Consider the following 26,061-nt stretch of genomic DNA (forward strand, 5'->3'; position numbering starts at 1 on the left):
CACGGCGTCGGCGTGAGCGTGGTGAATGCGCTGTCGAGCCTGACGCGGGTGGAGGTGGCGCGCGACCGCCAGCTTTATGCGCAGGAATTTGCTCGCGGCGTGGCGGTCGGCGGGCTGCAATCGCTTGGCCTAACGCCCAACCGGCGCGGCACCACGGTCAGTTTCGTACCCGACACCGAGATTTTCGGCGACCGGCAGTTCAGCCCTAAACGCCTGTTCCGCCTCGCCCGGTCGAAGGCCTATCTGTTCGCGGGCGTGGAAATCCGCTGGAAATGCGCCCCCGCGCTCGCTGGCGACGATGTGCCGGTCGAAGCAGTGTTCAAGTTCCCCGGCGGCCTCGCCGATCACCTTGCCGAGCAGGTTGGCGGGCGCGAGTGCGTCACCGCGCAGCCCTTCACCGGGCGACAGGATTTTCCCGACGATCAGGGCCGCGTCGAATGGGCGATCGCCTGGCCGCTCTGGTCGGACGGCGCGACCAGCTGGTATTGCAACACCGTGCCGACCCCCGATGGCGGCACCCACGAGCAGGGCCTGCGCGCCGCGCTGACCAAGGGGCTGCGCGCGTTCGGCGAACTGACCGGCGCCCGCAAGGCCAAGGACATCACCGCGGATGACGTGATGAACGGTGCGGAAGTCATGCTCAGTGTGTTCATCCGCGAACCGCAATTCCAGAGCCAGACCAAGGATCGCCTGACCTCGCCCGAAGCCGCCCGGCTGGTCGAGAATGCCATGCGCGACCATTTCGACCATTTCCTTGCCGACAACATGGATCGCGGGCGCGCGCTCCTCGGCCAGGTGATGGAGCGCATGGACGAGCGCCTGCGCCGCAAGCAGGAACGCGAGATCAAGCGCAAGACCGCGACCAATTCGCGCAAGCTGCGGCTGCCCGGCAAGCTCACCGATTGCAGCGGCGAAGGGCCGGGCGAGACGGAATTGTTCATCGTGGAAGGCGACAGCGCCGGCGGCAGCGCCAAGCAGGCGCGCGATCGGCGGACGCAGGCGATCATGCCGATCCGCGGCAAGATCCTCAACGTCGCCAGCGCCAGCGCCGACAAGATCCGCGCCAACAGCGAGATCGCCGACCTCGCGCTGGCGCTGGGTTGCGGCACGCGCAAGGACTGCGATCCGGAACAGCTGCGCTACGACCGCATCATCATCATGACCGATGCCGATGTCGACGGCGCGCATATCGCCACGCTGCTGATGACGTTCTTCTTCCAGGAGATGCCCGAACTGGTGCGCAAGGGGCACCTGTTCCTGGCCCAGCCCCCGCTCTATCGCCTGACCAGCGGCAAGGAAAGCCGCTATGCCCGGGACGACGCGCACCGTGCCGAGCTTGAGGCGACGGTGTTCAAGGGCAAGAAAGTCGAGGTCGGGCGGTTCAAGGGCTTGGGCGAGATGAACCCGGGTCAGCTGCGCGAAACGACGATGAATCCAGAAACCCGCAGCCTGATCCGCATCACCTTACCGCAGGAATTCGAGCAGCGCGCGGTGGTGAAGGAACTGGTCGACCAGCTGATGGGCCGCAACCCCGAACACCGCTTCAATTTCATCCAGAACCGCGCCGGCGACGTCGAGCGCGAGATGATCGACGCATAACGGAAAAGGGGGGCCCGCGCCGGCGGGCGCAGCACCCCCTTTCCGGTCATGATCGGCCGTCAGCCGGGCTGGCCGCTTCCTCGCCCCTGGTTTTCACCAATGACCAGATCACCCCGCCCGCGATCAGCGCCAGCGTGACCAGCAGGCTGGCAAGCGGCGGGAATTTGGCCCCATCCAGCAGGAAGTCCGCGATCAGAATTTTGCTGCCGATGAATACCAGCACCAGCGCCAGCGCGTATTTGAGGTAGTGGAACCGGTGGACCATCGCTGCCAGCGCAAAATACAGCGCGCGCAGGCCGAGGATCGCCATGATGTTCGAGGTGTAGACGATGAAGGTGTCGGTGGTGATCGCGAAGATCGCCGGCACCGAATCCACCGCGAACACGAGGTCCGCAAGGTTGATCACGACCAGCGCGAGGAAGAGCGGGGTTGCGGCCCGCACCATCTTGCCGGTCTTGCTGTCGGGCACCCGGACGAAGAACTTTTCGCCATGCAGTTCGGGCGTCACCCGCATGTGGTTCGATATCCACTTCACCGCGGGGTTGTTGGCGATGTCGGGTTCGTGATCGCTCGCCCACAGCATCCGGATCCCGGTCGCGATCAGGAACGCGGCGAACAGGTAGAGCACCCAATAGGCTTCGGCGACCAGCGCCGCCCCACCCGCGATCATGATGCCGCGCAGCACGATCACCGCGATGATCCCCCACAGCAGCGCACGATACTGATACTTGGCCGGAATCGCGAAGTAGGTGAAGATCATCGAGATCACGAAGACGTTGTCGATCGACAAGGCCTTTTCGAGGAAGAAGCCGGTATAGTACTTCATCCCCATGTCGGCCCCCTTCTGGGCCCACACCCAGGCCCCGAACAGCAGCGCAACGGTGATGTAGAAGGCCGACAGCTTGAGCGATTCGCCCACCCCCATCTCGCGGTCCTCCTTGTGGAGAAAACCAAGGTCGAAGGCGGTGAGGCCGATGACGATGACTCCGAAGGCAAGCCAGAACCAGACCGGCGTGCCGAGCCACCCTTGCATCAGGAATTCCATGACGCAGCCCCCCTTTCAACAGCGGGGGGCGCGGTGCGGCGCCGCAGGCGGGTGCGATGTGAAGCGGACATGATCTGTCATCCCTATCAAACGGTTTCGTTCGATCGGATGGTTGCCGGCACGAGGCGCAGAGAGAACAGCTGTTCCGGACCCTTCATCGGCAAACATCCGATGCGGTCCGACATCACGCGCATCCGGCCGCGATAGTGACCGGGACGCCGCGCCAGAGGGGCCCGGTCCGCTGATGTCTTTTTAGGCGAAGGTAACCGGCCGTTCAAGGGCCGATGTCCGCCCGGCCCGTCCCCCCTGCCTTTCCGTCAGGCGGGGGAGGTATGGATATGCAAGTCGCCTTCGAGCGTGCGATGCACGGGGCACCGGTCGGCGATCTCCATCAGGCGGGCCCGTTGGCTGTCGTCGAGATCGCCCTCGATCAGGATGTCACGCAGAAGCGCCTGGATCGCCTCAGCGCCTGCCATCGCCTCGACATGTTCGCCTTCGTGCCGATGATTGCGTTCGTGCCGCACCCGGACCGTCACCCGGTCGAGCGGCCACGCCTTGCGGTCGGCGTAGAGCTTCATCGTCATAGCGGTGCACGAAGCCAGCGATGCGGTGAGAAGATCATACGGGGTCGGCCCTGCGTTCTCGCCCCCGCTGCTGCGCGGCTCGTCGGCGAGCAGGCGATGCGTACCGACCACCAGTTCGGTGCCGAACTTCCCGTGTCCCGTCATCGCCACCACTCCGTCGTCAGGCGCCGGAGCTGAGGCCGGAGCTGGCAGATAGCGCCGCCCCCATCCGGCGATGACATCGGCCGCGAATTCGGCATCCTCGTCCTCGCTCAACAGGTGATCCGCGCCGGCCAGGCTCAGGAAGCTCTTGGGATGCTTTGCGGCAAGGAAGATGCGCCCGGCATTGTCGATGTCGACCACGTTGTCGGTCGGCGCGTGGCAGATCATCAACGGGACGCGGATGCGCGAGACCTCGTCCAGCAGGTCGATCTCGCGGGTGCGCTGGAGGAAACGGCTGGTGAGGACGAAACGTCGCCCGGCGATGGTCACTTCGCCCTTCCCGTCCCGCTCGATCGCATCGAGATCGCCCTTCACATTGCCGAGCACATGGGGAACGTCGGCCGGCGCGCCGATCGTGGCGATCGCGGCGATGCGGCCTTCGGCCACCATGCCTGCGCTGGCGAGGATCGCCGCCCCGCCCAGACTATGGCCGACCAGCAGCAAGCCTTCGCCAAAGCGCCCGGCCATGTACTCGGCGCTATCGAGCAGATCCTCGACATCGCTGGCAAAGCCTGCCTGGCCGAAATTGCCGCCGCTGCCGCCGAGGCCGGTAAAGTCGACCCGCAGGCAGGCGATGCCGTGCCGCGCTAGCGCCCGCGTCACCGCGACGGCAGCGCGGCTTTGCTTGGTGCAGGTGAAGCAGTGTGCATAAAGCGCCGCCCCCCGCACGAGACCGCCGGGCAGTTCGAGGCTGCCTGCAAGCGTGTGCCCGCGGTCAGTCGGTATTTCGATGGTCTCTGTCGGCATGATGTTCCCTTCCCCCTCCTAACGCCCTCTTGCCCTGCACGGTCCCGCACCCTAACGCTTACGTAAACCAAAATCAGGACCAGCGATGAGCGACCAGACCCGTTTCGAAGGCACCAAATCCTATATCGCGACAGAAGATCTCAAGGTCGCCGTCAACGCCGCGGTGACCCTTCGCCGCCCGTTGCTGGTCAAGGGCGAACCGGGCACGGGCAAGACGGTCCTGGCGCACGAGATATCAAAGGCTCTGAACGCGCCGCTGATCGAGTGGAACGTCAAGTCGACCACCAAGGCGCAGCAGGGGCTTTACGAATATGATGCGGTCGCCCGCCTGCGCGATGGCCAGCTGGGCGAGGAACGGGTGCACGACATCCGCAACTACATCAAGCGCGGCAAGCTGTGGGACGCCTTCACCGCGCCCGAACTGCCGGTCCTCCTGATCGACGAGATCGACAAGGCCGACATCGAATTTCCCAACGACCTGTTGCAGGAACTCGACCGGATGAGCTTCGACGTCTACGAGACGCAGGAGCGGATCGAGGCGCGCGAGCGGCCGATCGTGGTCATCACCTCGAACAACGAGAAGGAACTGCCTGACGCGTTCCTGCGCCGCTGCTTCTTCCACTATATCAAGTTCCCCGACCGCGAGACCATGCGCGAGATCGTCGAGGTCCATTTTCCCGGCATCCAGAAGACGCTGGTGAGCAAGGCGATGGATATCTTCTATGAGCTGCGCGACGTGCCTGGGCTCAAGAAAAAGCCCAGTACCAGCGAATTGCTCGACTGGCTCAAGCTGCTGTTGAACGAGGATATGCCGCTGGAGGTCCTGCAGGACAGCAATCCCAACAGCGCGATCCCGCCGCTGCACGGTGCGCTGCTCAAGAACGAACAGGACATCATGATGTTCGAGCGCCTTGCCTTCATGGCGCGCCGGCAGAGCTGACCGCCGGCGATGCGGTAAAAGGCATCTCGGTCAAAGGGTATAGGCGACCTCGAAATTGCCATAGCGGCGGCCCTGAATCTCGATCGGCACATAGGCGATGCGCCGCACGCTGTATCGATCACCGCCGTCCGAATGGCGATAGACGGCCATCGTGTAGGCGTCGGGCGACGTCTTGGCCCGTTCGTCGGTGGCGTTGAACATGATCAGTCCGTTGCGGCAATAGTCCGCGTCATGGACCGGGTCGCCGGTTGGCGTGCGCGAATGGCGCGTCTCGTGGGTCGGCAGGAAGCCGCGCATATCCGATATGGCACAGGCGACGACGCGCCCGTCCGCGGTGGAGAACGCGTCGAGCAGCGGGCGCCAATACATATCGGCCCAGGTCGTGATGCTGTTGGTATAGCGCGGCGGATTGGAACCGGGGATCGGGCGATAGTTCTGATCGTGCAGCGCCGCGGGCGAAAGCGAGCCGTCCGCCAGCGCCGCCTCCGCGAGCCTGGCCGCCTCGCCGGCGAATTGCCTGATCCGCTCGACGATCAGGCTGTCTTCGGGCGACAGGCCGGAATGGACGATCGCATTGAACATCTCGCTTGCCGTGGCTTCGAGATCCTCGATCCGGACATGGGCATATTCCAGCTGCTGTTCGTTGCGCGTCGCAGCCTGGTCGAAGCTGTCGAGCACGTCGGACACCCGGCGTACGTTGCCGGTCATCAGCTGGGTTGCGCGGGTGATTTGTTCGTTCTGGTTGTCGACCTCACCCACCAGATCGCTGACGCCGACGATCAGCGTTTCGATGCTGGCGACCGATGTTTTCGCCTGGTTCGAGGCGCGGGCGCCGGTCTCGATCCGGTCGATCATCGTGCCCGCCTCGCCTGCCAGCGTATCGACCACCTTAGTGATCTCGTCGGTGGCCTTGCGGGTCTCGCCGGCAAGCGACTTGACCTCGTTGGCAACCACCGCGAAAGTGCGGCCGGCATCGCCTGCCCGCATGGCTTCGATCGTCGCGTTCAGGGCAAGGATATTGGTCGTCTCGGCAATCTGCTCGATGTCGCGCGAACAGCGCTTCACCTGATCCATCGCCGCGGCAAAGCCGGTGACATGGGTGGTCAGGGCGCCGACGAGGTCGAGCAGCTCGGTGATCTGGGCAAGCGATGACTGGATCTGCGCCGTCCCCTGCCCCAGTCGCTCGATCGCGCGTTCGGATAGCAGCCGCGCCTCGTCGCTCGCCTCGGCAACCCGGCGCTGGTCCTGTTGAAGTTCGCGCACCGTCTCCTGCAGTTCGACATGCTCTGCGCGCAGCACCCCGGAACTGTCGATGACTGCTTGGACGATGCCCGCGACATCGCTGCATCCGACGGTGACCTTGCCACACTTTTCGGGAATGCGATCGAGTAGTGCCGTATCCTGCGGCTCGATCTTGCCGAGTTCCATACTTTCAACCCCTTGCTGTCCTGCGCACGCTAGTGCGTGCTGGTTATCAGCGGATTAAGAACCCGCCGCCCGTGCCGCGCAAAAGGCTTCGCGAAGTGCACCGCTCCCGCTAGGTACAGGGCCATGTTCTACAATTTCGTCGACGAGCTGCGCGCGGCCGGCATACCTGCCAGCTTCAAGGAACACCTCACGCTTCTCGAGGCGCTGGATCGTGACGTGATCGAGCAAAGCCCGGAGGCGTTCTATTACCTCAGCCGCGCGACCTTCGTGAAGGACGAAAGCCTCCTCGACCGGTTCGATCAGGTATTCCAGAAGGTCTTTCGCGGCGTCTTCTCCGACTATGGGCAGAACCCGGTCGAAATTCCGGAAGACTGGCTGAAGGCCGTCGCCGAGAAGTTCCTTACCCCCGAGGAGATGGAGCAGATCAAGTCGCTCGGCGACTGGGACGAAATCATGGAGACGCTGAAGAAACGGCTCAAGGAGCAGCAGGGGCGGCACCAGGGCGGCAACAAGTGGGTCGGCACCGGCGGCACTTCGCCGTTCGGCAATTCAGGCTACAATCCCGAAGGCGTGCGGATCGGCGGCGAAAGCCGGCACAAGCGCGCGATCAAGGTGTGGGACAAGCGCGAGTTCAGGAACCTCGACAACACGAAAGAGCTTGGCACCCGCAACATCAAGATGGCGCTGCGCCGCCTGCGCCGCTTCGCCCGCGAAGGAGCGGCCGACGAGCTCGATCTCGATGCGACCATCGCCGGCACCGCGCGTCAGGGCTGGCTCGACATCCATATGCGGCCCGAGCGGCACAATGCCGTCAAGCTGCTGCTGTTTCTCGATGTCGGCGGGTCGATGGACCCGTTCATCAAGATCACCGAGGAACTGTTCAGCGCGGCGACGACCGAGTTCAAGAACCTCGAGTTCTTCTACTTCCACAACTGCCTTTATGAAGGCGTGTGGAAGGACAATCGCCGCCGCTGGCAGGAGCGGACCAGGACCTGGGACGTGCTCCATAAGTACGGGCACGACTACAAGATCGTCTTCGTCGGCGATGCCGCGATGAGCCCCTACGAGATCACCCACCCCGGCGGCAGCGTCGAACACATGAACGAGGAAGCCGGCGCTGTATGGATGCAGCGGGTAGTCAATACCTACCCGGCAACCGTGTGGCTCAACCCGGTGCCGGAGAAGCAGTGGGGGTATTCCCAGTCGACCAAAATCATGAAGCAGCTGGTGAACGAGCGGATGTATCCGCTGACCCTCGACGGGCTGGACGACGCGATGCGCGAATTGAGCCGGAAGCAGGGTTAGGTATCGCTCACTCCCGCTTCGCCGCAGTCCGCCGGCGGCTCGAGGCGTTCGACCCCGGGGCCGGCTGGCGGCTGTGGCTCTACGAGTTCCTGCTGTTCGGGTTCAAGCAAGCGTGGGCGTGTCTGTTCGGCGCGCTGCTGCTCGTTCTCCTGCTGGCGACCCACCTGTTTTACCCCGAAGACGCGCCGCTGCACCGCTATGATTTCCTCACTCTGACGGCACTGGCGATCCAGATCGCGATGCTGGCGTTCCGGCTCGAGACGTGGGAGGAAGCCAAGGTCATCCTCGTCTTCCACGTGGTCGGCACGGTGATGGAGCTGTTCAAGACCAGCGTCGGATCGTGGACCTATCCCGAGGCGAGTGTGCTGCACATCGGCGCGGTGCCGCTATTCTCGGGCTTCATGTACGCCAGCGTCGGCAGCTATATCGCGCGCGCGTGGCGGATCTTCGACTTCCGCTTCACGCACTATCCAGCGCGCTGGGCGACCTGGGCGCTGGCGGCGGCGATCTACGTCAACTTCTTCGCCCACCACTGGCTGCCCGACATCCGCCTCGCGCTCTTCGCGGCAACGGCGCTGCTGTTCTGGCGCACCCGCATCCATTTTCGCAACTGGCGCCGGCATCGCTGGATGCCGCTGTTGCTGGGTTTCGGCCTTGTTGCGCTGTTCATCTGGCTGGCCGAGAATATCGCCACGTTTGCCAACGCGTGGAATTACCCCGGCCAGGAGAGTGGCTGGCAGATGGTCGGAGCGGCAAAGCTCGGCAGCTGGTACCTGCTGATGCTGATAAGCTTTGTTCTCGTCAGCCTCGTCAGCCCGATCCGCCGGCCGGACTGATCAGCCGATCGGATCGGCGAGGCTGCGGGGCGGCTGGCTGAACCAGCGCGGGCCGCTGTTGGTCATGTAGAAGCAGTCCTCGATGCGGATGCCGAATTCGCCCGGAATGTAGATCCCGGGTTCGTTCGAGAAGCACATCCCGGGTGCAAGCCTCGTCCGCTCGCCATGGACGAGATTGATCGGTTCGTGGCCATCCATTCCGATGCCATGCCCAGTGCGGTGCGACGTGCCGGGCAATTTGTACCCCGGACCATAGCCGAGCCCTTCGTAATAGCTCCGCACCGCATCGTCGACGCGGCCCGCCTCCGTCCCGACCCGGGCGGCCTCGAAAGCGACCTGCTGGCCCTTGCGCATCTGGTTCCAGACCATCGTCTGCCGCGGGGTTGGCTCGCCGTACACGATCGTGCGCGAGATATCTGACTGATAGCCGTGCAACGTGCATCCGACATCCATCAGCACGACCTCGCCCGGTCGCACCTCCTGCGGCTTGCCCGAGCCGTGGGGATAGGCGCTCGCCTCGCCCAGCAAGACCAAGGCGAACTCGGGATTGCCGCCAAGCTCTCGCGTTGCGCCGTTGATCAGCGCGCCGATGTCGGAAGGGCGCATCCCCGCCTCGATCCGCGGCACGGCATGACGATAGGCGGCCATCGTGATGTCGGCCGCGGTCTTCATCAGCGCAAGCTCCGCCGGCGACTTGATCATCCGGCATCCTCTTACCACCGGATCGCCGCTGACGATTTGCGCCTGCGGCAACGCGGCGCGCAGCTTGTCCACGGCGAAGAAACGCACCGTCTCCTCGATGCCGACGCGAGGGAGCCCGCGCAATTGCCCGATACGGTCGGCGACCAACGCAAGCGGATCCTCGTGTTCATTCCAGGTCAGCACCTCGGCCGGCAGCACCAGCGTTTCGCGGACCGAGGGTTCCTCGAAGAACGGCGTGACGACGAAGATCGCCCCTTCGCGGGTGATGACGGCGCCGGTCAGACGTTCGCTGCGCCACCACTTGATGCCGGTGAAATAGTCGAGGCTGGACCCTGCCTCGATCAGGACGGCATCGATATCGTTCGCGCGCATCAGCGCCGCTGCACGGGCAACGCGTCCCGCGCGCTCCTCGGGCGTGATCGGCTGTGCATCGGCGGCAAGGTCAGGCAGGCTCCCGCTCTCGCCTCCACCGGCCGCAGACCTCGCAGTCTGAGCACCCAGCGGCATCGCGGTCGCCATTCCGGCGATGGCGGAGCCGGCAAGAAAAACTCGTCTTCGCATCATCCGCCCTTTCAACCGTAAATCAGATGCGGCGCGATGCTGTCGCGCCAACGGGCCTCGTCCGCCGCGGCACGCGCATCAAGATCGCCGGGCTGTGCGGCCTGGTCGTCGACCCACTCGCGCAGTGATGGTCCGCCATTGATGACGTCGATCGCCAGCCGATCGAATTCATACTCGTAGGGAAAGTCACGCCACAAGGCATAGTCGGGATAAAGGCTGCGGATCGCCTTGAAGGCCAGCGCCTGCAACCTCCAGGGGCGGAACTCATGGTGATCGTAGAACACCCCTTCTGCGTGGACCATCAGCCCGTTGCACAAGGTTCCTGCGTGCTTGTGGAACGTCGGCTCGAACCAGCATTCGCGCAGTTTGCATCCGCGCAGCCATGCCGGCGCAATCCGCTCCATTTCGCCAAGCACCGCGCGCGCATCGATATCGGGCGCGCCGAACAGCACCTCGAGCGGGCGGGTGGTGCCGCGCCCTTCCGACAAGGTCGTCCCTTCGAGCATCACCGTCCCGGCATAGGCGCGCGCCATGTTGAGCGATGCGGCATTCGGGCTGGGATTGACCCAGACCCGGCCATCGGGCCAACCGTAACCCGGCGCATGGCCCGGTTGCCAGCCTTGCATTTCCACGACGGTCAGCGGGACGTCGATCCGGAAATGGTCGACGAACCACAGGGCCATCTCGCCCATCGTCAGCCCATGCCGCATCGGCATCTGCGCCGCGCCGACGAAGCTTTCGGCACCCGGTTCGAGCAAGGTCCCCTCGACCGGACCGCCCGCCGGGTTCGGACGGTCGAGCACCCAGACTTCCTTGCCATGGCGCGCCGCCTCTTCCAGAAGGTAGAGCAGCGTGGTGACGAAAGTATAGATGCGGCAGCCGAGATCCTGCAGATCGAACAGGAAGACATCGGCGGTGCCCATCATCTGCCCGCCGGGGCGGCGTACTTCGCCATAGAGGCTGAAGACGGGGATACCATAACGCGGATCGGTCTCGTCCGCGGTTTCCACCATGTTGTCCTGCTTGTCGCCCTTCAGCCCGTGCTGGGGGCCGAAAGCGCTGGTGATGTTCACCCCCTGCCCGATCAGCGCGTCCAGCGAATGATCGAGATTGGCCGTCACCGAAGCAGGATGGGCGACGAGGCTGACGCGCCGGCCCTGCAGGCGCTGGCGCAGGGGGTCTTCCGTAAGCAGACGATCGATGCCGAATTTCATGGCGGCAGCGGTGGCGCATGGTTGAAGGCGAGGCAAGCCGGATCGTGGAAATCCGGCCGTTCGCCAGGATGCTTCGCGGCCCAGTAGCTGACGATGCCGCCTTGCTCGGCTATCACCATCGTCATTCCATAGGGCCACGGCGGGGGCGGCAGGGCATCGGTAGCGAGCCAGACGTCGAGCAAGGCGAGTTGCCCCCGCCCCCGCCAGGCGATGACCGGGGGGCGGCCGACCCGGACATTGCCGTCGCCCGTCCGATAGGCTGCGAAGCGATAGGCGGCCCATGCTTCCGAGGGGGAGAAGTTGAACTCGCGGTAGGCACCGGCGGTGCCGGTCTCGCCAGGCTCAGCCACGAACAGTTCGCCGCAGGTCGCCTGCCACAAGCCGTCCTTCCGCCGGGAACCGGCGAAGGGGGGCACGACGATCCTGTCCGCGCCCTCGATCCGCCATCGCAGCCTGATCCACCCTGCCTCTGGCTGATCGAAGCTGGCTGCGACGCGACGCGCCGACATCGGCGGGAATGCCGGATGCGCAATCAGTTCATGCGTTTGCACCATCCGTGCTTCCTGCTAGCGCCGGCGCGCCATGACCAGCTATCGTTCCGACCTTCTGCGCCTGCTCGACGAGCGCGGCTATATCCATCAGATGACCGATGCCAAGGGGCTAGACGAGCTTGCCGCGCGCGAGGCCGTGTCCGGCTACATCGGCTTCGATGCGACCGCCCCCAGCCTCCACATTGGCAGTCTGGTGCAGATCATGATGCTGCGGCGGATGCAGCAGACGGGGCACAAGCCCGTGGTGCTCATGGGCGGCGGCACCACCCGCATCGGCGATCCCACCGGGCGTGACGAAAGCCGCAAGATGCTGACCGACGAGGCGATAGCGGCCAATATCGCCGGTATCCGCTCCGCGTTCGAAAACCTGCTGTCCTTCGGCGATGGGCCTGGCGACGCGGTGATGGTCGACAGTCACGATTGGCTGGGGTCGCTCGGCTATATTGAAATGCTCCAGAAGGTGGGGACGCATTTCACGGTCAACCGGATGCTCACATTCGATTCGGTGCGGCTGCGGCTCGAACGCGAACAGCCGATGACCTTCCTCGAATTCAACTACATGATCCTGCAGGGATACGACTTCCGTCATCTGGCGCAGAGCATGGGGGTGCGGTTGCAGATGGGCGGCAGCGACCAGTGGGGCAACATCGTCAACGGCGTGGAACTGGGGCGGCGGATGGACGGGGCCGAGCTGTTCGGGTTGACCACGCCGCTGCTGACCACGGCTGATGGCGCCAAGATGGGCAAGTCGGCCGCCGGAGCCGTGTGGCTCAACGAAGAGCAGCTGCCCGCCTATGATTTCTGGCAATACTGGCGCAATGTCGACGACCGGGACGTGGGCCGATTCCTGCGGTTGTTCACCGACCTTCCGCTGGACGAGATCGCGCGGCTGGAATCGCTCGAGGGGGCAGAGATCAACGCTGCCAAGCGCGTGCTCGCCAACGAGGTGACCCGGCTGGTGCGCGGGGACGATGCGGCCCGGGCGGCCGATGCCACGGCAAGCGAGACCTTCGCCGGTGGCGGGGCCGGAGCCGATCTTCCCACCCTCGCCCTCCCGGCCGAAGGAATGCGGATCGCCGCGGTCCTTACCGAACTCGGGTTCACCGCATCCAACGGCGAAGCAAAGCGCAAGCTTGCCGAAGGCGCGGTTCGCCTAGACGGCGCGGTCGTGACCGATCCGGCATTTCCTGTCACCTTGTCAGATGGTTGTTCGGCAAAGCTGAGCCTGGGCAAGAAGAAGCATGCGGTGCTGGTCGCCGCAGCTGGCTGATCGACGCGCGGCTGCAAGCCTGTCCCAGTCTTTACCATTTGTCATTGATTTGCGCGTAACCACCGGTTCGCACACAAGCAACCGAGGGGTCATGGCATGGGAGCCGGGGCACAATTGAGCGTGACCGACCAGCGCCGCATGGCGCGCCATCCGGTCGATCATCCGATCATTGCCGAACATTACGGCAAGGGCGACGTGCGGATGCACATCGCCAATCTCTCGGCCAATGGCTTCATGATCGACGATGCGCGCGAGATCGCCCGGGGAGACCGCGTGGTCGTCCGTTTGCCGGTAATCGGCCGGATCGAGGCCTATTGCATCTGGAGCCGCGACAACCGCGCCGGGTTCCAGTTCGAACGGATCATCCGCGTCGACGATTTCCTCGCCCTTATCGATACGCTGCAACCCAACCCGCGCCTGCGCAAGCCGCGCTGAACGCCGCCGGCCCGCGCCGGCCTGACGACACGCGCGCTTTTCATTCGATCGCAAGCCTGTCATGCGCGGGCCGGTGACCGACACCGCACCCGCCGACGCTGACACGATCCGCAGCCCGTTCTCCATCCCGAACTTCCGCGCCTACTGGATCGCGCGGCTGTCGATGACGCTCGGCCAGTATGCGATGATGCTGATCATCGGCTGGCAGACCTACAACATCGCTCGCGATGGCGGGCTGGGGATTGCCGAGGCATCGGGCCAGTTGGCACTGATCGGGCTGTTCCAGTTCCTGCCGCTGTTCGTGCTCACGCCGTTCTGTGGCCTAGCTGCCGACAGTTTCGACAGGCGGACAATCGCCCGGCTCACGGTGCTGTTGCAGATCGCATGCGGAGCGGCGCTCGCCCTGCTCACGTGGAGCGGGCATGTCGAGCTTGTCTGGCTTTATCTGGTTGCCGGCGTGCTCGGCGTGGTGCGGGCGTTCAACGGGCCGGCACTGTCCGCGCTGGCGCCTAATCTGGTGCCCAAGGCGATCCTGCCCAACGCCATCGCGCTGTCGTCCATCTCGTGGCAAAGCGGAATGATCGTCGGGCCGGCCATCGGTGGCTATCTTTATGCGATTTCGCCGCCGTTGCCCTATGTCGCGGCCACGGCCCTGTTCTGCTTTGCGCTGATGGCGTTGAACCTGATCGGCAAGGTGCCCCAGCCACCGCGCGAAGCCAATCGCCGCCCGATCGGCCAGATGGTCGACGGCCTGCACTATGTCGTGCGCAACAAGATGGTGCTGGGTTCGATCACTCTCGATCTGTTCGCGGTCCTGCTGGCCGGGGCGACCGCGCTGTTCCCGGTCTTCGCCCGCGACGTCCTGAAGGTGGGAGAGATCGGGCTGGCGCAGCTCGCCATGGCACCCGCCATCGGGGCGGCGCTCACCGCGCTATGGTTCTCGTTTCGCCCGCTGAAATCGCGGGTGGGGCCGAAGATGCTCTTCGCGGTGGCGGTCTTCGGCGGTGCGACGATCGTGTTCGGCCTGTCCAAGTCCATGCCGCTGTCGCTTGCCGCCCTGTTCGTTGTCGGCGCGGCTGACATGTTCAGTGTGTACATCCGCCAATCGCTGATCCAGCTTCACACCCCTGACGACAAGCGCGGACGGGTATCGTCGGTCAGCCTGCTGACGATCAGCGCGTCCAACGAATTCGGCGACTTCTTTTCCGGCACCCTCGCCTTTCTGCTGGGGCCGGTGATGGCCGTGGTGGCGGGGGGCGCAGGCGCAATCGTGACAGTCGCCTTGTGGAGCCGGCTCTTTCCGGTCCTGCGCACCACCCACACCTTCGATCCGCCCCCGGAACTCGACCACCATCCGCCGGGAACGACCAGCTGAACCTCAAGCGGCGGTAGCGAAGGCCTCCTCGCTCAGGGTCATCATGCTGTCGCTGCCGCTCTCGATCTTGCGACGCAGGGCCCCGGCGTCGGGCAGATAGCGATCCATGAAATAGCGCGCCGTGACGATCTTCGCCTCGTAGAACGCCTTGTCCTCGCCCGTTTCAGTCAGTTGCGCCTTCGCGGCGGAGGCCATACGCAGCCACATCAGGCCAAGGGTCACAATGCCCATCAGGTGCATATAGTGATGCGCACCTGCGCCGAGGTGGTTGGGGTTTTGCATCGCGTTCTGCATGAACCACATGGTTGCCGCCTGCTGCTGACCGACCGCCTTTTCCAGAATGGCGGCCATCTCTTCCAGCCCGGCTACGTCCTTGGCCCTGGCGATATCATCGGCGGCGAGCTTGAAGAACGCCTGGATCGCCGCCCCGCCCTTGTGCGCCAGTTTGCGGCCGCACAGGTCCATCGCCTGCACCCCGTTGGTGCCTTCATAGATCTGGGCGATACGGGCATCGCGCACGAACTGGCTCATGCCCCATTCCTCGATGTAGCCGTGGCCGCCGAAGACCTGCTGCATGTTGGTTGCCACCTCATAACCCTTGTCGGTGCCGTATCCCTTGATGACCGGGGTAAGCAGGCCGATCAGAAGGTCGGCTTCCTCGCGCTCCTGTTCGGTCTGGGCCTTGTGCGTCAGGTCGACCAGCAGCGCCCCCCACAGGCACAGCGCCCGCATCCCCTCGGTGAACGCCTTGGCGTCCATCAGCATGCGGCGCACATCAGGATGTACGAAGATCGGGTCGGCCTGGGCCTGCGGGTCTGCCGGGCCGGTCAGTGCCCGGCCCTGCCGCCGGTTGAGCGCATAAGCGACCGCGTTCTGGTAAGCGACCTCTGCCTGGCTGAGGCCCTGAACGCCAACCCCGAGGCGCGCCGCGTTCATCATGATGAACATCGCCTTCAGCCCCTTGTTCTCCTCGCCAACCAGCCAGCCCTTGGCACCGTCGTAGTTAAGAACGCAGGTGGCATTCCCGTGGATGCCCATCTTGTGTTCGATCGAGCCGCAGCTGACCGGATTGCGTTCGCCCAGCGAGCCATCTTCTTCCACAAGGAACTTGGGCACGATAAACAGCGAGATGCCCTTGGTGCTGTCGGGCGCGCCGGGGGTCTTGGCCAATACCAGATGGATGATGTTCTCGGCCATGTCGTGTTCGCCGGCCGAGATGAAGATCTTGGTGCCGGTGATGGCATAGGAACCGTCGTCGTTCGGCACGGCGCGCGTGCGGATCATGCCCAGATCGGTCCCGCACTGGGGCTCGGTCAGGTTCATGGTGCCGGTCCATTCGTTGGAGATCATCTTCGGGAGATATTTCTCCTTCTGCTCCTGCGAACCCTGCGCGATGATCGCGGAGACCGCGCCATTGGTGAGGCCGGGGTACATTCCGAACGACTGGTTGGCGCTGGAAATGAACTCCTCGAGCGCGAAGCCGAGCACGTGCGGCATCCCCTGCCCGCCGAACTCCTCCGGCTGCGACAGCGTGCCCCAGCCCGCCTCGCGGAACTGATCGAACGCCTGCTTGAACCCTTCAGGCGTGGTCACCGAACCGTCATCGTGCCGGGTGCAGCCCTGCGTATCGCCGATGCGGTTCAGCGGAGCCAGCACCTCGGCGCAGAACTTGCCGCCTTCGCCGATTACCGCGTCCACCACGTCCGGCGTCGCCATTTCGAACCCCGGAAGGTTGTTGTAGCTCGCCAGATCGAGGACTTCGTTGATGATGAAGCGCGCGTCGCGGGCAGGTGCGGTATAGACGGGCATGAAGGTGTCCTTGTTGCAGGTTCGTTCGCGTGATCAGTCGAGCTTGGCTTCGACCAATGCGATGAATTCATTCAACTCGTGGATCGAACTGTCGATATCGTCGCGCTGGCGTACCAGCTTGGCGACATGCTTGCGGCATTTCTCGATCGTAACGCGGCGTTGTTCCACCCGCCCGTCGCCAAGATCGTAGAGGTCGATCATTTCGCGAATTTCCGTGAGCGAGAAGCCGACGTTCTTCGCCCGCATGATCCACGCAAGCCGGGCGCGATCGCGCGTGGAATAGATGCGCGTCAATCCGACGCGGGACGGCGCTATCAGGCCCTCGTCCTCGTAAAAGCGCAATGCCCGTGCGGTGCAGCCGAACTCGTCCGTCAGATCGGAAATCGAGAATTGCTGCCGGTCCAGCGCGTCGGGACGATCGAGATGCGCCCCGGAATGCGTACGATCACCGACTGCGTCCTTGCCGTTCCCGCGCGCGTCCTGCTGGGTTTTCGATAGGGCGTTCATCGCGCCCTCGATAGCAAGCGCTTTACGTTAGCGTCAAGACTTTACGGGTTGGAGAGTATTGCTATCAAGTCGGCGAAAGAAGCATGACCGTGCCCCGGTGTGGCACGCCGGCCCGGCGGGACGACAGCGAAGGATCAGCGCATCCTGATCGCAATCGACGAGGATCTCCACGACATGCAGGACATTACCCGATGTCTCCCCCTTCTTCCACAGCGCCTGGCGGGACCGGGAATGGAAATGCGCAACACCCGTGTCGCGGGTCGCCGCCAGGGCCTCCTGGTCCATGTAGGCGACCATCAGGATGGCGTCGTCCGCTACATCAACCGCGATCGCGCATAACAGCCCCGCTCGATCGAACTTGGGTGTAAATCGTTCGCCCGCGACAAGCCGAGCGTCGTTTCCGTCCATCAGAACCCTATCCCTGCGCAATCATGTTGTTGCATCCCCGTAACACCGGCAATGCAAAACAGCGCAGTATGGTATTTGCCTGTTTTCACAAGTCATGCGCTGAGGGATACCGGATCGGCGGGCAAGCGATGCCCGCATGATCCGAAGGCGGTCGATGTCGCCAAGGTTCAGGGATGTCGGTGTTGCAGCCTCTTGGCGGGGCGCCTCCGGCATGATGAGGTTTGTGACGGCGCGCATGTTGGGGGACAAGCGCCCGTCATTCGAAATTTCGTCACGCGGCGCCCGGGCTCTTGCAGCCCGGGCGTTCCGTTTTCCGCGCTTCTCATTCAACCTTGGCGAAGCAGGCCACGATCACCTGTGCCGCGCCCGCATGGCGCAGGACTTTCACGCATTCCCAACTCGTCGCGCCGCTGGTGAAAACATCGTCGACCAGAATGATCGTCCGTTCGGCAATCCTGGCGGCCGCCCGGGGCGATACGGCGATGCTGCCGGCAAGCACATCCCGCCTCGCCTGCGCGCCCATTCCGCCGAGGCTTGGCGTCCGGACCAATCGCCGCAGCCCGTCGACCGCCAGCCCGCCCCCGCGCAGCCGGGCCAGATCGCCCGCAATCAGGGCCGCCTGATTGTAGCCCCGTTTCCACAAGCGCCAGCGATGCAAGGGCACCGGCACGAAGACGGTATCGGCGCAAGTTTCGGGTAGACGCGCAGCGATCAGCCGCGCCATCATGCCGGCAAGGGAGATGCGGCCGCCGTGCTTCAGCGCCAGCACCAATTGGCGCGAGACATCGTTGTACTTCGTCGCAGCGACTATTCCCGCCTCGGACCCCTCTGCCGGCAGTTCGAGCCTGCCCCAGCAATCGGTACACAGGCCGCCCTGATCCATGATTCCGGCACCGCATACCGGGCAGCGGGGTGGGTACAGAAAGTCGACCAGCGGCGCGATACCCTCGCGTACGGCTTTGGCAGCGATGCGGAAATCGGCGCTTTGCATGGCAAACCAGTCATGCGCTGCTTGATGCCGGCGAGCAAGAGCGGCAGGGGCCGCGCATGAGCGAACGCCCCGCCCCGCCCGCCATCTTCTCGCGCGAACGACGGATCGCGGCGCTTCACCGCGCGCGGCAGCGGCAAGGGCGCACCAATGCGGCGCGCTACATCCTCGACGATATGGTTGCCGACATCATCGACCGACTGGAATTCATGCGCTTTTCCCCCGCCCGCGTGGTGATCATCGGCGACTGGACGGGAACCCTTGCCCTCTCGCTCGGCGGAAACGGCGCTGCGGTTCGCGAGGAAAGCGTGGCCACGATCGACGAGGAGCAACCGCTTCCCGGCGCGCCCTACGATCTCGTCGTGTCTCTCGCCTCGCTGGAGCGGGTGAACGACCTTCCCGGCGCCCTCCTCCATGCGCGCGCGGCCTTGGCGCCTGACGGGATTTTTCTTGCCAGCATCATCGGCGCCGGTTCGCTCGGCGCCTTGCGCGCGGCGATGATCGACGCGCAACCGGAGCGTCCGGCGGCCCGCATGCACCCCCTGATCGATACCCCGTCCGCCAGCGCACTGATGCAGCGGGCGGGCTTTGCGCGTCAGGTGGTCGACAGCCGGACCCTTACGGTCGCCTATCCCTCGCTCGGGCGGCTGGTAGGGGATCTGCGCGATCAGGCACTCGGCAACGTGCTGCGCGACCGGCCGCCGCCGCTTGACCGTGCAGCGCTCGCCCGCGCCGAAGCCTCTTTCCTGGCCCGCGCGGGCAAGCACGGATCGGTTGCGGAAAGCTTCGAGATTCTCACGCTGACCGGTTGGAAAGACTAGCGAAGTGCCGCCTGAGCAGCGGCCAGACGGGCAATCGGCACGCGGTATGGCGAGGCGCTGATATAATCCAGCCCGACCTGTTCGCAAAAGGCGATGCTGGCCGGATCGCCGCCATGTTCGCCACATATGCCGAGCTTGATATTGGGACGGGTCTGTCGCCCGCGCGCGGCCGCGAGTTCGACCAGCTGGCCGACGCCATCGACGTCGAGACTGACGAAGGGGTCGCGCGCGAAAATGCCCTTGTCGACATACTCGGCCAGGAACCGGCCCGCATCGTCCCGGCTGACACCGAGGGTGGTCTGGGTGAGATCGTTGGTACCGAAACTGAAGAACTCGGCATCGGCCGCGATCTCGCCCGCCATCAGCGCGGCGCGGGGCAGTTCGATCATCGTGCCGACCAGGTAGTCGACCCGCATGCCCCGCTCGGCAAAAACCTCTTCCGCGACCTGGTCGACCAGTGCCTTGAGTATCTGAAGCTCGCGGCGCGTGGCGATCAGCGGAATCATGATCTCGGGAAGCGGCGCCTCGCCCGAGCGCTGACGGACAGTACAGGCTGCTTCGAAGATGGCGCGGGCCTGCATTTCGTAGATTTCGGGGTAGGTAATGCCGAGCCGGCAACCGCGATGGCCGAGCATGGGATTAAATTCGTGCAGCTCGGCCGCTCTGCGGCGTAGCTTCTCGACCGGCACATTGCTCGCCTCGGCCAGGTCTTCGAACTCGGCATCGCCGTGGGGCAGAAATTCGTGAAGCGGGGGATCGAGAAGGCGGATCGTGCAGGGCAAGCCGGCCATCACTTCGAAGATCGTCTCGAAATCGCCCCGCTGTTCGGGCAGCAGGGTGCCGAGCGCCTTGCGCCGACCAGCCTCGTCATCGGCCAGGATCATCTGCCGCACTGCGCTGATCCGCGCCGCGTCGAAGAACATGTGTTCGGTCCGGCACAGGCCGATGCCTTCCGCGCCGAACTGCCGTGCCATGCGGCAATCGGCCGCGGTCTCGGCATTGGTGCGGACCCGCATCCGCCGATGCCGATCGGCCCATTCCATCAATGTCGCGAAATCGCCAGCAAGTTCGGGTTCGATCGTGGCTACCTCGCCGGCCATGACCTGCCCGTTGGCGCCATCGATAGTGATGACATCGCCCTCGCGCAGCTCGCGATGGCCGATCGTTAACGTGCGTCCTTCCCGCGCAATCGCCACCTTGTTCGCGCCAGAGACGCAGGGGCGTCCCATCCCCCGCGCCACTACGGCGGCGTGGCTGGTCATCCCGCCTCGCGCCGTCAGGATGCCGGCGGCGGCGTGCATGCCGTGGATGTCCTCCGGGCTTGTTTCGACCCGGACCAGGATGACCTTCTCGCCGCGTCCCGCCCATCGCTCGGCTGTATCCGCGTCGAGCACGATCCGGCCGCTGGCGGCGCCCGGTGATGCCGGCAGGCCGGTGGTCAGCACATCGCGCGGCGCATCGGGGTCGAGCGTGGGGTGAAGCAACTGGTCGAGCGCCATCGGGTCGACCCGCAGGATCGCGGTGCGCTCGTCGATCAGGCCCTCGCCCACCATGTCGACCGCGATCTTGAGCGCCGCCTTGGCCGTGCGCTTGCCGCTGCGGGTCTGCAGCAGCCACAGCTTGCCCTGCTGCACCGTGAATTCGATGTCCTGCATGTCGGCGTAGTGCTTCTCGAGCAGGTCGAAGACCGCAGTCAGCTCGCCATAGGCGGCGGGCATGGCTTCCTCCATGCTCGGTTTTTCGGCGCCTGCCGCCTCGCGCCGCGCCCGGGTCAGGTATTGCGGCGTGCGGAGCCCGGCGACCACGTCCTCGCCTTGCGCGTTGACCAGCCATTCGCCGTAATAGGCTTTCTCGCCGGTGGACGGATCGCGGGTGAACGCGACCCCGGTGGCACTGGTTTCGCCCATGTTACCGAACACCATGGCCTGCACGTTGGCCGCCGTGCCCATGTCGTGCGGAATGTCGTTGAGCCGGCGATAGACCTTGGCCCGCTCGGTATCCCAACTGTCGAACACGGCGGCAATCGCGCCCCACAGCTGGATGTTGACGTCCTGCGGGAATTCGTGGCCGAGTTCGCGCCGGGCGATTGCCTTGAATTCATCGACGAGCGCCCGCCAGTCCGCCGCCTGCATTTCGGTATCGGAGGACAGCCCGCGATCCTCCTTGGCTATTTCAAGGGCTTCTTCGAAGAGGCCGTGATCGAGGCCGAGGACGACGTCCGAATACATCTGGACGAAGCGGCGATAGCTGTCCCAGGCGAAGCGTTCGTCGCCCGAAGTCGCGGCCAGTCCCTCGACCGTATTGTCATTGAGGCCGAGGTTGAGGACCGTATCCATCATACCCGGCATCGATACCGCGGCGCCCGAGCGGACCGACACCAGCAGGGGATCGGCGGCATCGCCGAACCGCTTGCCCACCGTGCGCTCGACATGGGCCAGAGCCACGGCGACATCGTTGCGCAGGGCGTGGGAGAAATCGGCACCGCCGGCGAGATAGGCGAGGCATTCGGAGGTTGCGATGGTGAAGCCGGGCGGCACCGGCAGCCCGATGGCGGCCATTTCGGCAAGGTTGGCACCCTTGCCGCCGGTAACGGTCTTATCCTTCTGGCGGGGATTTACCTGCGTCGCATCGCCGCCGAAAGTGAAGACCGTTTCGCTCATGCTGTACCCTGGTAGGCTGAACCATGTCACACATGTCACACAGTCTTGGACAAGAAATCTACCCCTCGATCCGGTCGAAATCGGCGACCTGACGAACGGCATCGCGGAACCGGCCGAGCAGGGCGAGGCGCTGCCGGCGCCGCGTCTCGTCCTCGTCGTTGACGGTCACTTCGATAAAGAACCGGTCGATCGGTTCGCGCAACCCCGCGAGCGCCGCCATCGCGCCCGCAAAGTCTTCCTGTCCCACGGCGGCACGGGCGCGAGGTTCGGCATCCTCGAGCGCATCCATCAACGCCTTCTCCGCCGGTTCGGCTTCGTAGGAAACCCCTTCCCGCTTCTGCGCCATCTTGGCCTGGACGACAGCGGCAAGTTCGGGATCGTCGACAAGGGCCAGCGGGTCTTCCTCGCCGGTACGGGCGATCTCCGCCTCCGGCCCCTGCCAGTCCTCCTTCTTGAGGATATTGGCCGCACGCTTGTAGGCGGCCAGCAGGTCGGCCCCCTCGGGCGTGTCGATATAAGCTTGCAGTGCCTTCACACGGGCAAGAAGCCGGACGAGGTCGTCTTCGTTCCCGAGAGCGAAGACTGCGTCGATGAGGTCGTGACGGACGCCGGCCTCGCGTTGCTGGACCTTTAGGCGCTCGGCGAGGAAAAAGAGCAGCGCAAACTCTACCTCGGCCGGGTGCAATCCTTCACCCAAATCGTCGCGATTGCTCTCAACTGACCAGAATATTTCCCAACACTGACGCTCAGATAAATCGGGATGAAGGTCTCTGACCTTGCGCATCAGCCCCGGTCTGTGCTTCAGAATGAGATAGTGCATCGCATCTCGCACCAGCGAGAAGAGTAGCCCCCCCAGTGAAACGCGGAGCTCGTTTTCAGTGATTACTCGGATCACTGAAATTGCAGCACGGCGAAGGGCAAATGGATCCTTTGACCCGGTCGGCTTCTCATCGATCGCGAAAAACCCAACCAGCGTATCCAGCTTATCCGCGAGGCTCACCGCCACCGTGACCGGTGCCGTTGGCACCGCATCACCCTGCCCGACCGGCTTGTAATGGTCGCGGATGGCGTCGGCCACTTCCTGCGGCAGGCCTTCGGCGCGGGCGTAATAGCCGCCCATAAGCCCTTGGAGTTCGGGAAACTCGCCGACCATTTCGGACACCAGATCCGCCTTGGCGAGGCGCGCTGCCTGCTCGGCGAGGTCGGGGTCGGCGCCCTTGACGATCCCTTCCTCGGCCAGCCAGCGGGCCAGCTTGGCCACCCGCTCGACCTTGTCGGCGACGGTGCCGAGCTTTTCGTGAAAGGTGATCCGCTCCAGCTTTTTCGCGTGCTCGGCAAGCGGGGTCTTGCGATCCTGCTCCCAGAAAAAGCGCGCGTCGGCAAGGCGGGCTGCGAGCACCTTGCGGTTGCCTTCGACGATGGCTGCGCCGCCGTCTGTCGCATCGATATTAGCGGTGCAGACGAAGGCGTTGGCAAGCTTGCCCGCCGCGTCATTGCAGACGGAATACTTCTGGTTGACCCGTGCGGTCAGCTGGATCACCTCGGGCGGCACGTCGAGGAAAGCTTCATCGAACCGGCCAAGCAGCGGGACGGGGTATTCGGTAAGCCCGGCATTTTCGATCACCAAACCTTCGTCGGCAACAAGGGTCAGTCCCGCTTCGGCAGCGAGCCGTGCGGCACCTGCGCGAATAATCTCCTCGCGCTCCGCATGGTCGAGGACGACATGGCAGGCGCGCAATTTTTCCGCATAATCATGCGCCCCGCCGATGGTGATCGGGCCCGGGTGATGGAAGCGGTGGCCGAACGTCGTCGCGCCCGCTTCGATCCCGCCGACGCGGCACGCGACCACCTCTTCACCGAACAGCGCCACGATACCAGAGAGCGGGCGGACCCAGCGGGGGCTTTCGGTGCTAAGGGATGCGGCACCCCAGCGCATGGACTTGGGCCAGGCAAAGTCGCGTACGATCGCCGGAATGGCCTGGGCCAGAACCTCGGCAGTGCGCCGGCCGGGCCGCTCGATCACCGCAAACCACGTCTGCCGCCCCTTGACGTCACGAAGTTCGAGCTGCTCCCTCGTGACGCCGTTCTTGCGGCAGAAGCCGTCAATTGCAGCATCGGGCGCACCTTCCGGCGGCCCTTTGGCTTCCTCGCTGACGGCAGCCGTGGCGTCAGGCAGATCGCGCGCGACGAGAGCGAGGCGGCGCGGGGTGGACCATACGCTTACCTCGCCGAAGGACACCCCCGCCGCATCCATTTCGCGGCGGAACAGCCGTTCGAGTTCGGCGCGCGCGCCGGCCTGCATCCGCGCGGGGATTTCCTCGCTGCGCAGTTCGAGGAGAAAGTCGGACCCGCTCACAGCGACCACTCCGGATATTTCGCCTGCCACGCAGGGGCCATCGCCTCGGCATAGGCCTCGCACGACGAGCGGGCGAGATCGCGGACCCGGCCCATGTAGCTCGCCCGTTCCTGCACGCTGATCACGCCGCGTGCCTGCAACAGATTGAACACATGGCTCGCCTCGACCGCCTGTTCATAGGCCGCCACAGGCACCTGATTTTCCAAGGCATTGCGGCATTCCGCTTCGGCCTTGTTGAACAGGTCGAACAGGGCGTCGGTATCCGCCACCTCGAAATTCCACTTCGACATCTGGCGTTCGTTCTCGAGGAACACCTCGCCATAGGAAACGCCGTGGCCGTTGAAGTCGAGGTCATAGACGTTGTCGACCCCCTGGATGTACATCGCAAGGCGCTCGAGCCCGTAGGTCAGCTCGCCCGCCACCGGCTTGCAGTCGAACCCGCCCATCTGCTGGAAATAGGTGAACTGCGTCACCTCCATCCCGTCGCACCAGACTTCCCAGCCCAGCCCCCAGGCGCCCAGCGTCGGGCTTTCCCAATCATCCTCGACGAAGCGGATATCGTGCTTCAGCGGATCGATCCCGATCACCTTCAGGCTTTCGAGATAGAGGTCCTGAATATCCGGCGGACTGGGCTTCAGGATGACCTGATACTGGTAGTAATGCTGGAGACGGTTGGGATTCTCGCCATAGCGCCCGTCGGTCGGCCGGCGGCACGGCTGGACGAAAGCCGCATTCCACGGCTCGGGACCCAGGGCCCGCAGCGTGGTCGCGGTGTGGAACGTGCCTGCCCCCATGCGCATGTCGTAGGGCTGGAGGATGAGACAGCCCTGCCCGCTCCAGAAATCGTGGAGCGCGAGGATCATGTCCTGGAACGAGGATTGAGGCTGACGATGCATGGCGGCGCCGGCCATGGCTCAGGCACGAAAGACCGTCAACCACGCAAGGCTGGCCTGACCATCTGTCGTGCGCTTGCTACAAAATGTCAAGTTCTATTGACATCTGTGAGGTCGACGCGTCATTATGTCAGGACTACCTGACGATTCGTGGAGACGCAGTTTGCATGACCTACCGCTCGCATACCCCAGTGCCATTCGGCGACCATGAAGAACCGCCTCAAGGTCCTGCGCGCCGAACGCGACTGGAGCCAGGCCGAGCTTGCCGGGCGGATCGACGTATCGCGCCAGGCCATAAACGCCATCGAGACCGGCAAGCACGACCCGTCCCTGTCGCTGGCATTCCGGCTCGCCCGCTTGTTCGAAATGCCGATCGAGGAGATTTTCGATGACGAACAGTCCTGACACGCCGCTCAGTGGCGAGGCTCGCCTGCGCCAGAAGCGACGCCGCTTCATTGGCTGGGTCGCGGCCATGGGCGCAGGCTTTGCGATCCTCGGCTTCGCGACGGGATACAGCCAGGCCGCCGCCGAGGGCGGACGACTGCCCGGGTGGATCATCATTCCCCTGATCGCAGCGGCAGTCATCGGGCTGGTGCTATTCTCCGCCAGCTATTTCCGGCGCATCGACGAGGTCGATCTGCAGGACAATCTGTGGTCGTCGCTCATCGGTCTTTACTATTACCTTGCCGCTTTTCCCGCTTGGCATCTTCTGCACATGGCCGGATATGTGGCGGAGCCCAGCCACTGGGTGCTTTGGGGGTCCACCGCACTCGTCGCAACAGCAGCTTACGTCGCACGCAAACTGGGTCTGCGCTGAGCAGGTCCG

General features: G+C 64.5%; 23 protein-coding genes. 10 read left to right on the top strand and 13 right to left on the bottom strand.

Annotated features, from left to right (window positions below; genetic code table 11):
* The coding region (locus ACHFFA_RS03750; RefSeq protein ID WP_394269503.1) for a DNA topoisomerase IV subunit B at positions 1–1,599 on the top strand (1,599 nt) is incomplete at its 5' end.
* Positions 1,600–1,645: 46 nt separating this feature from the next.
* Here the strand turns inward: ACHFFA_RS03750 and ACHFFA_RS03755 are convergent.
* Both ACHFFA_RS03755 and ACHFFA_RS03760 read right to left on the bottom strand, forming a co-directional pair.
* Positions 1,646–2,644, bottom strand: a complete 999-nt coding sequence (locus tag ACHFFA_RS03755; protein ID WP_394269504.1) for a TerC family protein — start codon at positions 2,642–2,644, stop codon at positions 1,646–1,648.
* Positions 2,645–2,961: 317 nt separating this feature from the next.
* Positions 2,962–4,176 carry an alpha/beta fold hydrolase gene (locus ACHFFA_RS03760; protein ID WP_394269505.1) on the bottom strand — a complete coding sequence of 405 codons (1,215 nt, stop codon included), beginning with the start codon at positions 4,174–4,176 and terminating at the stop codon, positions 2,962–2,964.
* A gap of 85 nt (positions 4,177–4,261) precedes the next feature.
* On the opposite strand from ACHFFA_RS03760, the gene ACHFFA_RS03765 reads away from it, so the two are divergent.
* The gene (locus ACHFFA_RS03765) at positions 4,262–5,116 is read left to right on the top strand and encodes an AAA family ATPase (RefSeq protein ID WP_394269506.1); all 855 of its coding nucleotides are present in this window, start codon (positions 4,262–4,264) and stop codon (positions 5,114–5,116) included.
* A 30-nt stretch (positions 5,117–5,146) separates the two neighbouring features.
* Here the strand turns inward: ACHFFA_RS03765 and ACHFFA_RS03770 are convergent, their stop codons facing one another.
* Complete coding sequence (locus tag ACHFFA_RS03770) at positions 5,147–6,544, bottom strand: methyl-accepting chemotaxis protein (RefSeq protein WP_394269507.1); 1,398 nt, start codon at positions 6,542–6,544, stop codon at positions 5,147–5,149.
* 123 nt (positions 6,545–6,667) lie between these two features.
* Between ACHFFA_RS03770 and ACHFFA_RS03775 the strand changes: the two genes are divergently transcribed.
* Both ACHFFA_RS03775 and ACHFFA_RS03780 read left to right on the top strand, forming a co-directional pair.
* Positions 6,668–7,849, top strand: a complete 1,182-nt coding sequence (locus ACHFFA_RS03775) for a VWA domain-containing protein (RefSeq protein WP_394269508.1) — start codon at positions 6,668–6,670, stop codon at positions 7,847–7,849.
* A 2-nt stretch (positions 7,850–7,851) separates the two neighbouring features.
* Positions 7,852–8,685 (top strand): DUF817 domain-containing protein, encoded by an 834-nt coding sequence (locus ACHFFA_RS03780; protein ID WP_394269569.1) that lies wholly within the window; start codon positions 7,852–7,854, stop codon positions 8,683–8,685.
* Here ACHFFA_RS03780 and ACHFFA_RS03785 read toward each other — a convergent pair whose 3' ends face one another.
* Genes ACHFFA_RS03785 through ACHFFA_RS03795 form a run of 3 tightly spaced genes read right to left on the bottom strand, consistent with a single transcriptional unit; the run spans position 8,686 to position 11,716 of the window.
* Complete coding sequence (locus ACHFFA_RS03785; protein WP_394269509.1) at positions 8,686–9,948, bottom strand: M24 family metallopeptidase; 1,263 nt, start codon at positions 9,946–9,948, stop codon at positions 8,686–8,688.
* A gap of 11 nt (positions 9,949–9,959) precedes the next feature.
* Positions 9,960–11,162, bottom strand: a complete 1,203-nt coding sequence (locus ACHFFA_RS03790; RefSeq protein ID WP_394269510.1) for an exo-beta-N-acetylmuramidase NamZ domain-containing protein — start codon at positions 11,160–11,162, stop codon at positions 9,960–9,962.
* Positions 11,159–11,716 carry a DOMON-like domain-containing protein gene (locus tag ACHFFA_RS03795; RefSeq protein WP_394269511.1) on the bottom strand — a complete coding sequence of 186 codons (558 nt, stop codon included), beginning with the start codon at positions 11,714–11,716 and terminating at the stop codon, positions 11,159–11,161. The genes ACHFFA_RS03790 and ACHFFA_RS03795 overlap by 4 nt, the downstream gene beginning before the upstream one ends.
* A gap of 28 nt (positions 11,717–11,744) precedes the next feature.
* On the opposite strand from ACHFFA_RS03795, the gene tyrS reads away from it, so the two are divergent.
* From tyrS to ACHFFA_RS03810, 3 genes are all read left to right on the top strand, one after another.
* The gene (tyrS, locus tag ACHFFA_RS03800; protein WP_394269512.1) at positions 11,745–12,983 is read left to right on the top strand and encodes a tyrosine--tRNA ligase; all 1,239 of its coding nucleotides are present in this window, start codon (positions 11,745–11,747) and stop codon (positions 12,981–12,983) included.
* A gap of 96 nt (positions 12,984–13,079) precedes the next feature.
* Positions 13,080–13,418: a PilZ domain-containing protein gene (locus ACHFFA_RS03805; protein ID WP_394269513.1), complete on the top strand. Its 339-nt coding sequence runs from the start codon at positions 13,080–13,082 to the stop codon at positions 13,416–13,418.
* Between the two features lie 163 nt (positions 13,419–13,581).
* Positions 13,582–14,793: an MFS transporter gene (locus ACHFFA_RS03810; RefSeq protein ID WP_394269570.1), complete on the top strand. Its 1,212-nt coding sequence runs from the start codon at positions 13,582–13,584 to the stop codon at positions 14,791–14,793.
* Positions 14,794–14,796: 3 nt separating this feature from the next.
* Here ACHFFA_RS03810 and ACHFFA_RS03815 read toward each other — a convergent pair whose 3' ends face one another.
* The 4 genes from ACHFFA_RS03815 to ACHFFA_RS03830 form a co-directional block, all read right to left on the bottom strand.
* Complete coding sequence (locus ACHFFA_RS03815; RefSeq protein ID WP_394269514.1) at positions 14,797–16,602, bottom strand: acyl-CoA dehydrogenase C-terminal domain-containing protein; 1,806 nt, start codon at positions 16,600–16,602, stop codon at positions 14,797–14,799.
* 33 nt (positions 16,603–16,635) lie between these two features.
* Positions 16,636–17,109 (bottom strand): MerR family DNA-binding transcriptional regulator, encoded by a 474-nt coding sequence (locus ACHFFA_RS03820; protein WP_394269515.1) that lies wholly within the window; start codon positions 17,107–17,109, stop codon positions 16,636–16,638.
* A gap of 33 nt (positions 17,110–17,142) precedes the next feature.
* Positions 17,143–17,517, bottom strand: coding sequence for a phosphoribosyl-AMP cyclohydrolase (hisI, locus tag ACHFFA_RS03825; RefSeq protein WP_394269516.1), 375 nt, complete (start codon positions 17,515–17,517; stop codon positions 17,143–17,145).
* A gap of 322 nt (positions 17,518–17,839) precedes the next feature.
* Positions 17,840–18,508, bottom strand: a complete 669-nt coding sequence (locus tag ACHFFA_RS03830) for a ComF family protein (RefSeq protein WP_394269517.1) — start codon at positions 18,506–18,508, stop codon at positions 17,840–17,842.
* 56 nt (positions 18,509–18,564) lie between these two features.
* Between ACHFFA_RS03830 and ACHFFA_RS03835 the strand changes: the two genes are divergently transcribed.
* Positions 18,565–19,326 (top strand): methyltransferase domain-containing protein, encoded by a 762-nt coding sequence (locus tag ACHFFA_RS03835; RefSeq protein ID WP_394269518.1) that lies wholly within the window; start codon positions 18,565–18,567, stop codon positions 19,324–19,326.
* Here ACHFFA_RS03835 and ppdK read toward each other — a convergent pair.
* From ppdK to ACHFFA_RS03850, 3 genes are read right to left on the bottom strand one after another with little or no spacing between them, the layout of a single operon-like run.
* Positions 19,323–21,986, bottom strand: coding sequence for a pyruvate, phosphate dikinase (ppdK, locus tag ACHFFA_RS03840; protein ID WP_394269519.1), 2,664 nt, complete (start codon positions 21,984–21,986; stop codon positions 19,323–19,325). The two genes, ACHFFA_RS03835 and ppdK, sit on opposite strands and share 4 nt — an antisense overlap.
* 58 nt (positions 21,987–22,044) lie before the next feature.
* On the bottom strand, positions 22,045–24,288 hold the full coding sequence (gene glyS / locus ACHFFA_RS03845; protein ID WP_394269571.1) for a glycine--tRNA ligase subunit beta: 2,244 nt from the start codon (positions 24,286–24,288) through the stop codon (positions 22,045–22,047).
* A gap of 50 nt (positions 24,289–24,338) precedes the next feature.
* Positions 24,339–25,238, bottom strand: a complete 900-nt coding sequence (locus ACHFFA_RS03850) for a glycine--tRNA ligase subunit alpha (RefSeq protein ID WP_394269572.1) — start codon at positions 25,236–25,238, stop codon at positions 24,339–24,341.
* A gap of 204 nt (positions 25,239–25,442) precedes the next feature.
* Between ACHFFA_RS03850 and ACHFFA_RS03855 the strand changes: the two genes are divergently transcribed.
* On the top strand, positions 25,443–25,640 hold the full coding sequence (locus tag ACHFFA_RS03855; RefSeq protein WP_394269520.1) for a helix-turn-helix transcriptional regulator: 198 nt from the start codon (positions 25,443–25,445) through the stop codon (positions 25,638–25,640).
* Complete coding sequence (locus tag ACHFFA_RS03860) at positions 25,624–26,052, top strand: hypothetical protein (protein WP_394269521.1); 429 nt, start codon at positions 25,624–25,626, stop codon at positions 26,050–26,052. Before ACHFFA_RS03855 ends, ACHFFA_RS03860 begins: the two co-directional genes overlap by 17 nt.
* Positions 26,053–26,061: the final 9 nt, after the last annotated feature.

The organism is Qipengyuania sp., from assembly GCF_043423005.1.
Lineage (GTDB): Bacteria > Pseudomonadota > Alphaproteobacteria > Sphingomonadales > Sphingomonadaceae > Qipengyuania.

Bases quoted from the DNA above. Each gene is read 5' to 3' on its own strand.
- ACHFFA_RS03775 (WP_394269508.1), top strand. From the start codon at position 6,668: ATGTTCTACAATTTCGTCGACGAGCTGCGCGCGGCCGGCATACCTGCC.
- ACHFFA_RS03760 (WP_394269505.1), bottom strand. From the start codon at position 4,176: ATGCCGACAGAGACCATCGAAATACCGACTGACCGCGGGCACACGCTT.
- ACHFFA_RS03795 (WP_394269511.1), bottom strand. From the start codon at position 11,716: ATGGTGCAAACGCATGAACTGATTGCGCATCCGGCATTCCCGCCGATG.
- glyS (WP_394269571.1), bottom strand. From the start codon at position 24,288: ATGCAGGCCGGCGCGCGCGCCGAACTCGAACGGCTGTTCCGCCGCGAA.
- ACHFFA_RS03755 (WP_394269504.1), bottom strand. From the start codon at position 2,644: ATGGAATTCCTGATGCAAGGGTGGCTCGGCACGCCGGTCTGGTTCTGG.
- ppdK (WP_394269519.1), bottom strand. From the start codon at position 21,986: ATGAGCGAAACGGTCTTCACTTTCGGCGGCGATGCGACGCAGGTAAAT.
- ACHFFA_RS03855 (WP_394269520.1), top strand. From the start codon at position 25,443: ATGAAGAACCGCCTCAAGGTCCTGCGCGCCGAACGCGACTGGAGCCAG.
- ACHFFA_RS03765 (WP_394269506.1), top strand. From the start codon at position 4,262: ATGAGCGACCAGACCCGTTTCGAAGGCACCAAATCCTATATCGCGACA.
- ACHFFA_RS03860 (WP_394269521.1), top strand. From the start codon at position 25,624: ATGACGAACAGTCCTGACACGCCGCTCAGTGGCGAGGCTCGCCTGCGC.
- ACHFFA_RS03785 (WP_394269509.1), bottom strand. From the start codon at position 9,948: ATGCGAAGACGAGTTTTTCTTGCCGGCTCCGCCATCGCCGGAATGGCG.
- ACHFFA_RS03815 (WP_394269514.1), bottom strand. From the start codon at position 16,602: ATGCCCGTCTATACCGCACCTGCCCGCGACGCGCGCTTCATCATCAAC.
- ACHFFA_RS03820 (WP_394269515.1), bottom strand. From the start codon at position 17,109: ATGAACGCCCTATCGAAAACCCAGCAGGACGCGCGCGGGAACGGCAAG.
- hisI (WP_394269516.1), bottom strand. From the start codon at position 17,517: ATGGACGGAAACGACGCTCGGCTTGTCGCGGGCGAACGATTTACACCC.
- ACHFFA_RS03790 (WP_394269510.1), bottom strand. From the start codon at position 11,162: ATGAAATTCGGCATCGATCGTCTGCTTACGGAAGACCCCCTGCGCCAG.
- ACHFFA_RS03805 (WP_394269513.1), top strand. From the start codon at position 13,080: ATGGGAGCCGGGGCACAATTGAGCGTGACCGACCAGCGCCGCATGGCG.
- tyrS (WP_394269512.1), top strand. From the start codon at position 11,745: ATGACCAGCTATCGTTCCGACCTTCTGCGCCTGCTCGACGAGCGCGGC.
- ACHFFA_RS03850 (WP_394269572.1), bottom strand. From the start codon at position 25,238: ATGCATCGTCAGCCTCAATCCTCGTTCCAGGACATGATCCTCGCGCTC.
- ACHFFA_RS03810 (WP_394269570.1), top strand. From the start codon at position 13,582: ATGACGCTCGGCCAGTATGCGATGATGCTGATCATCGGCTGGCAGACC.
- ACHFFA_RS03835 (WP_394269518.1), top strand. From the start codon at position 18,565: ATGAGCGAACGCCCCGCCCCGCCCGCCATCTTCTCGCGCGAACGACGG.
- ACHFFA_RS03830 (WP_394269517.1), bottom strand. From the start codon at position 18,508: ATGCAAAGCGCCGATTTCCGCATCGCTGCCAAAGCCGTACGCGAGGGT.
- ACHFFA_RS03770 (WP_394269507.1), bottom strand. From the start codon at position 6,544: ATGGAACTCGGCAAGATCGAGCCGCAGGATACGGCACTACTCGATCGC.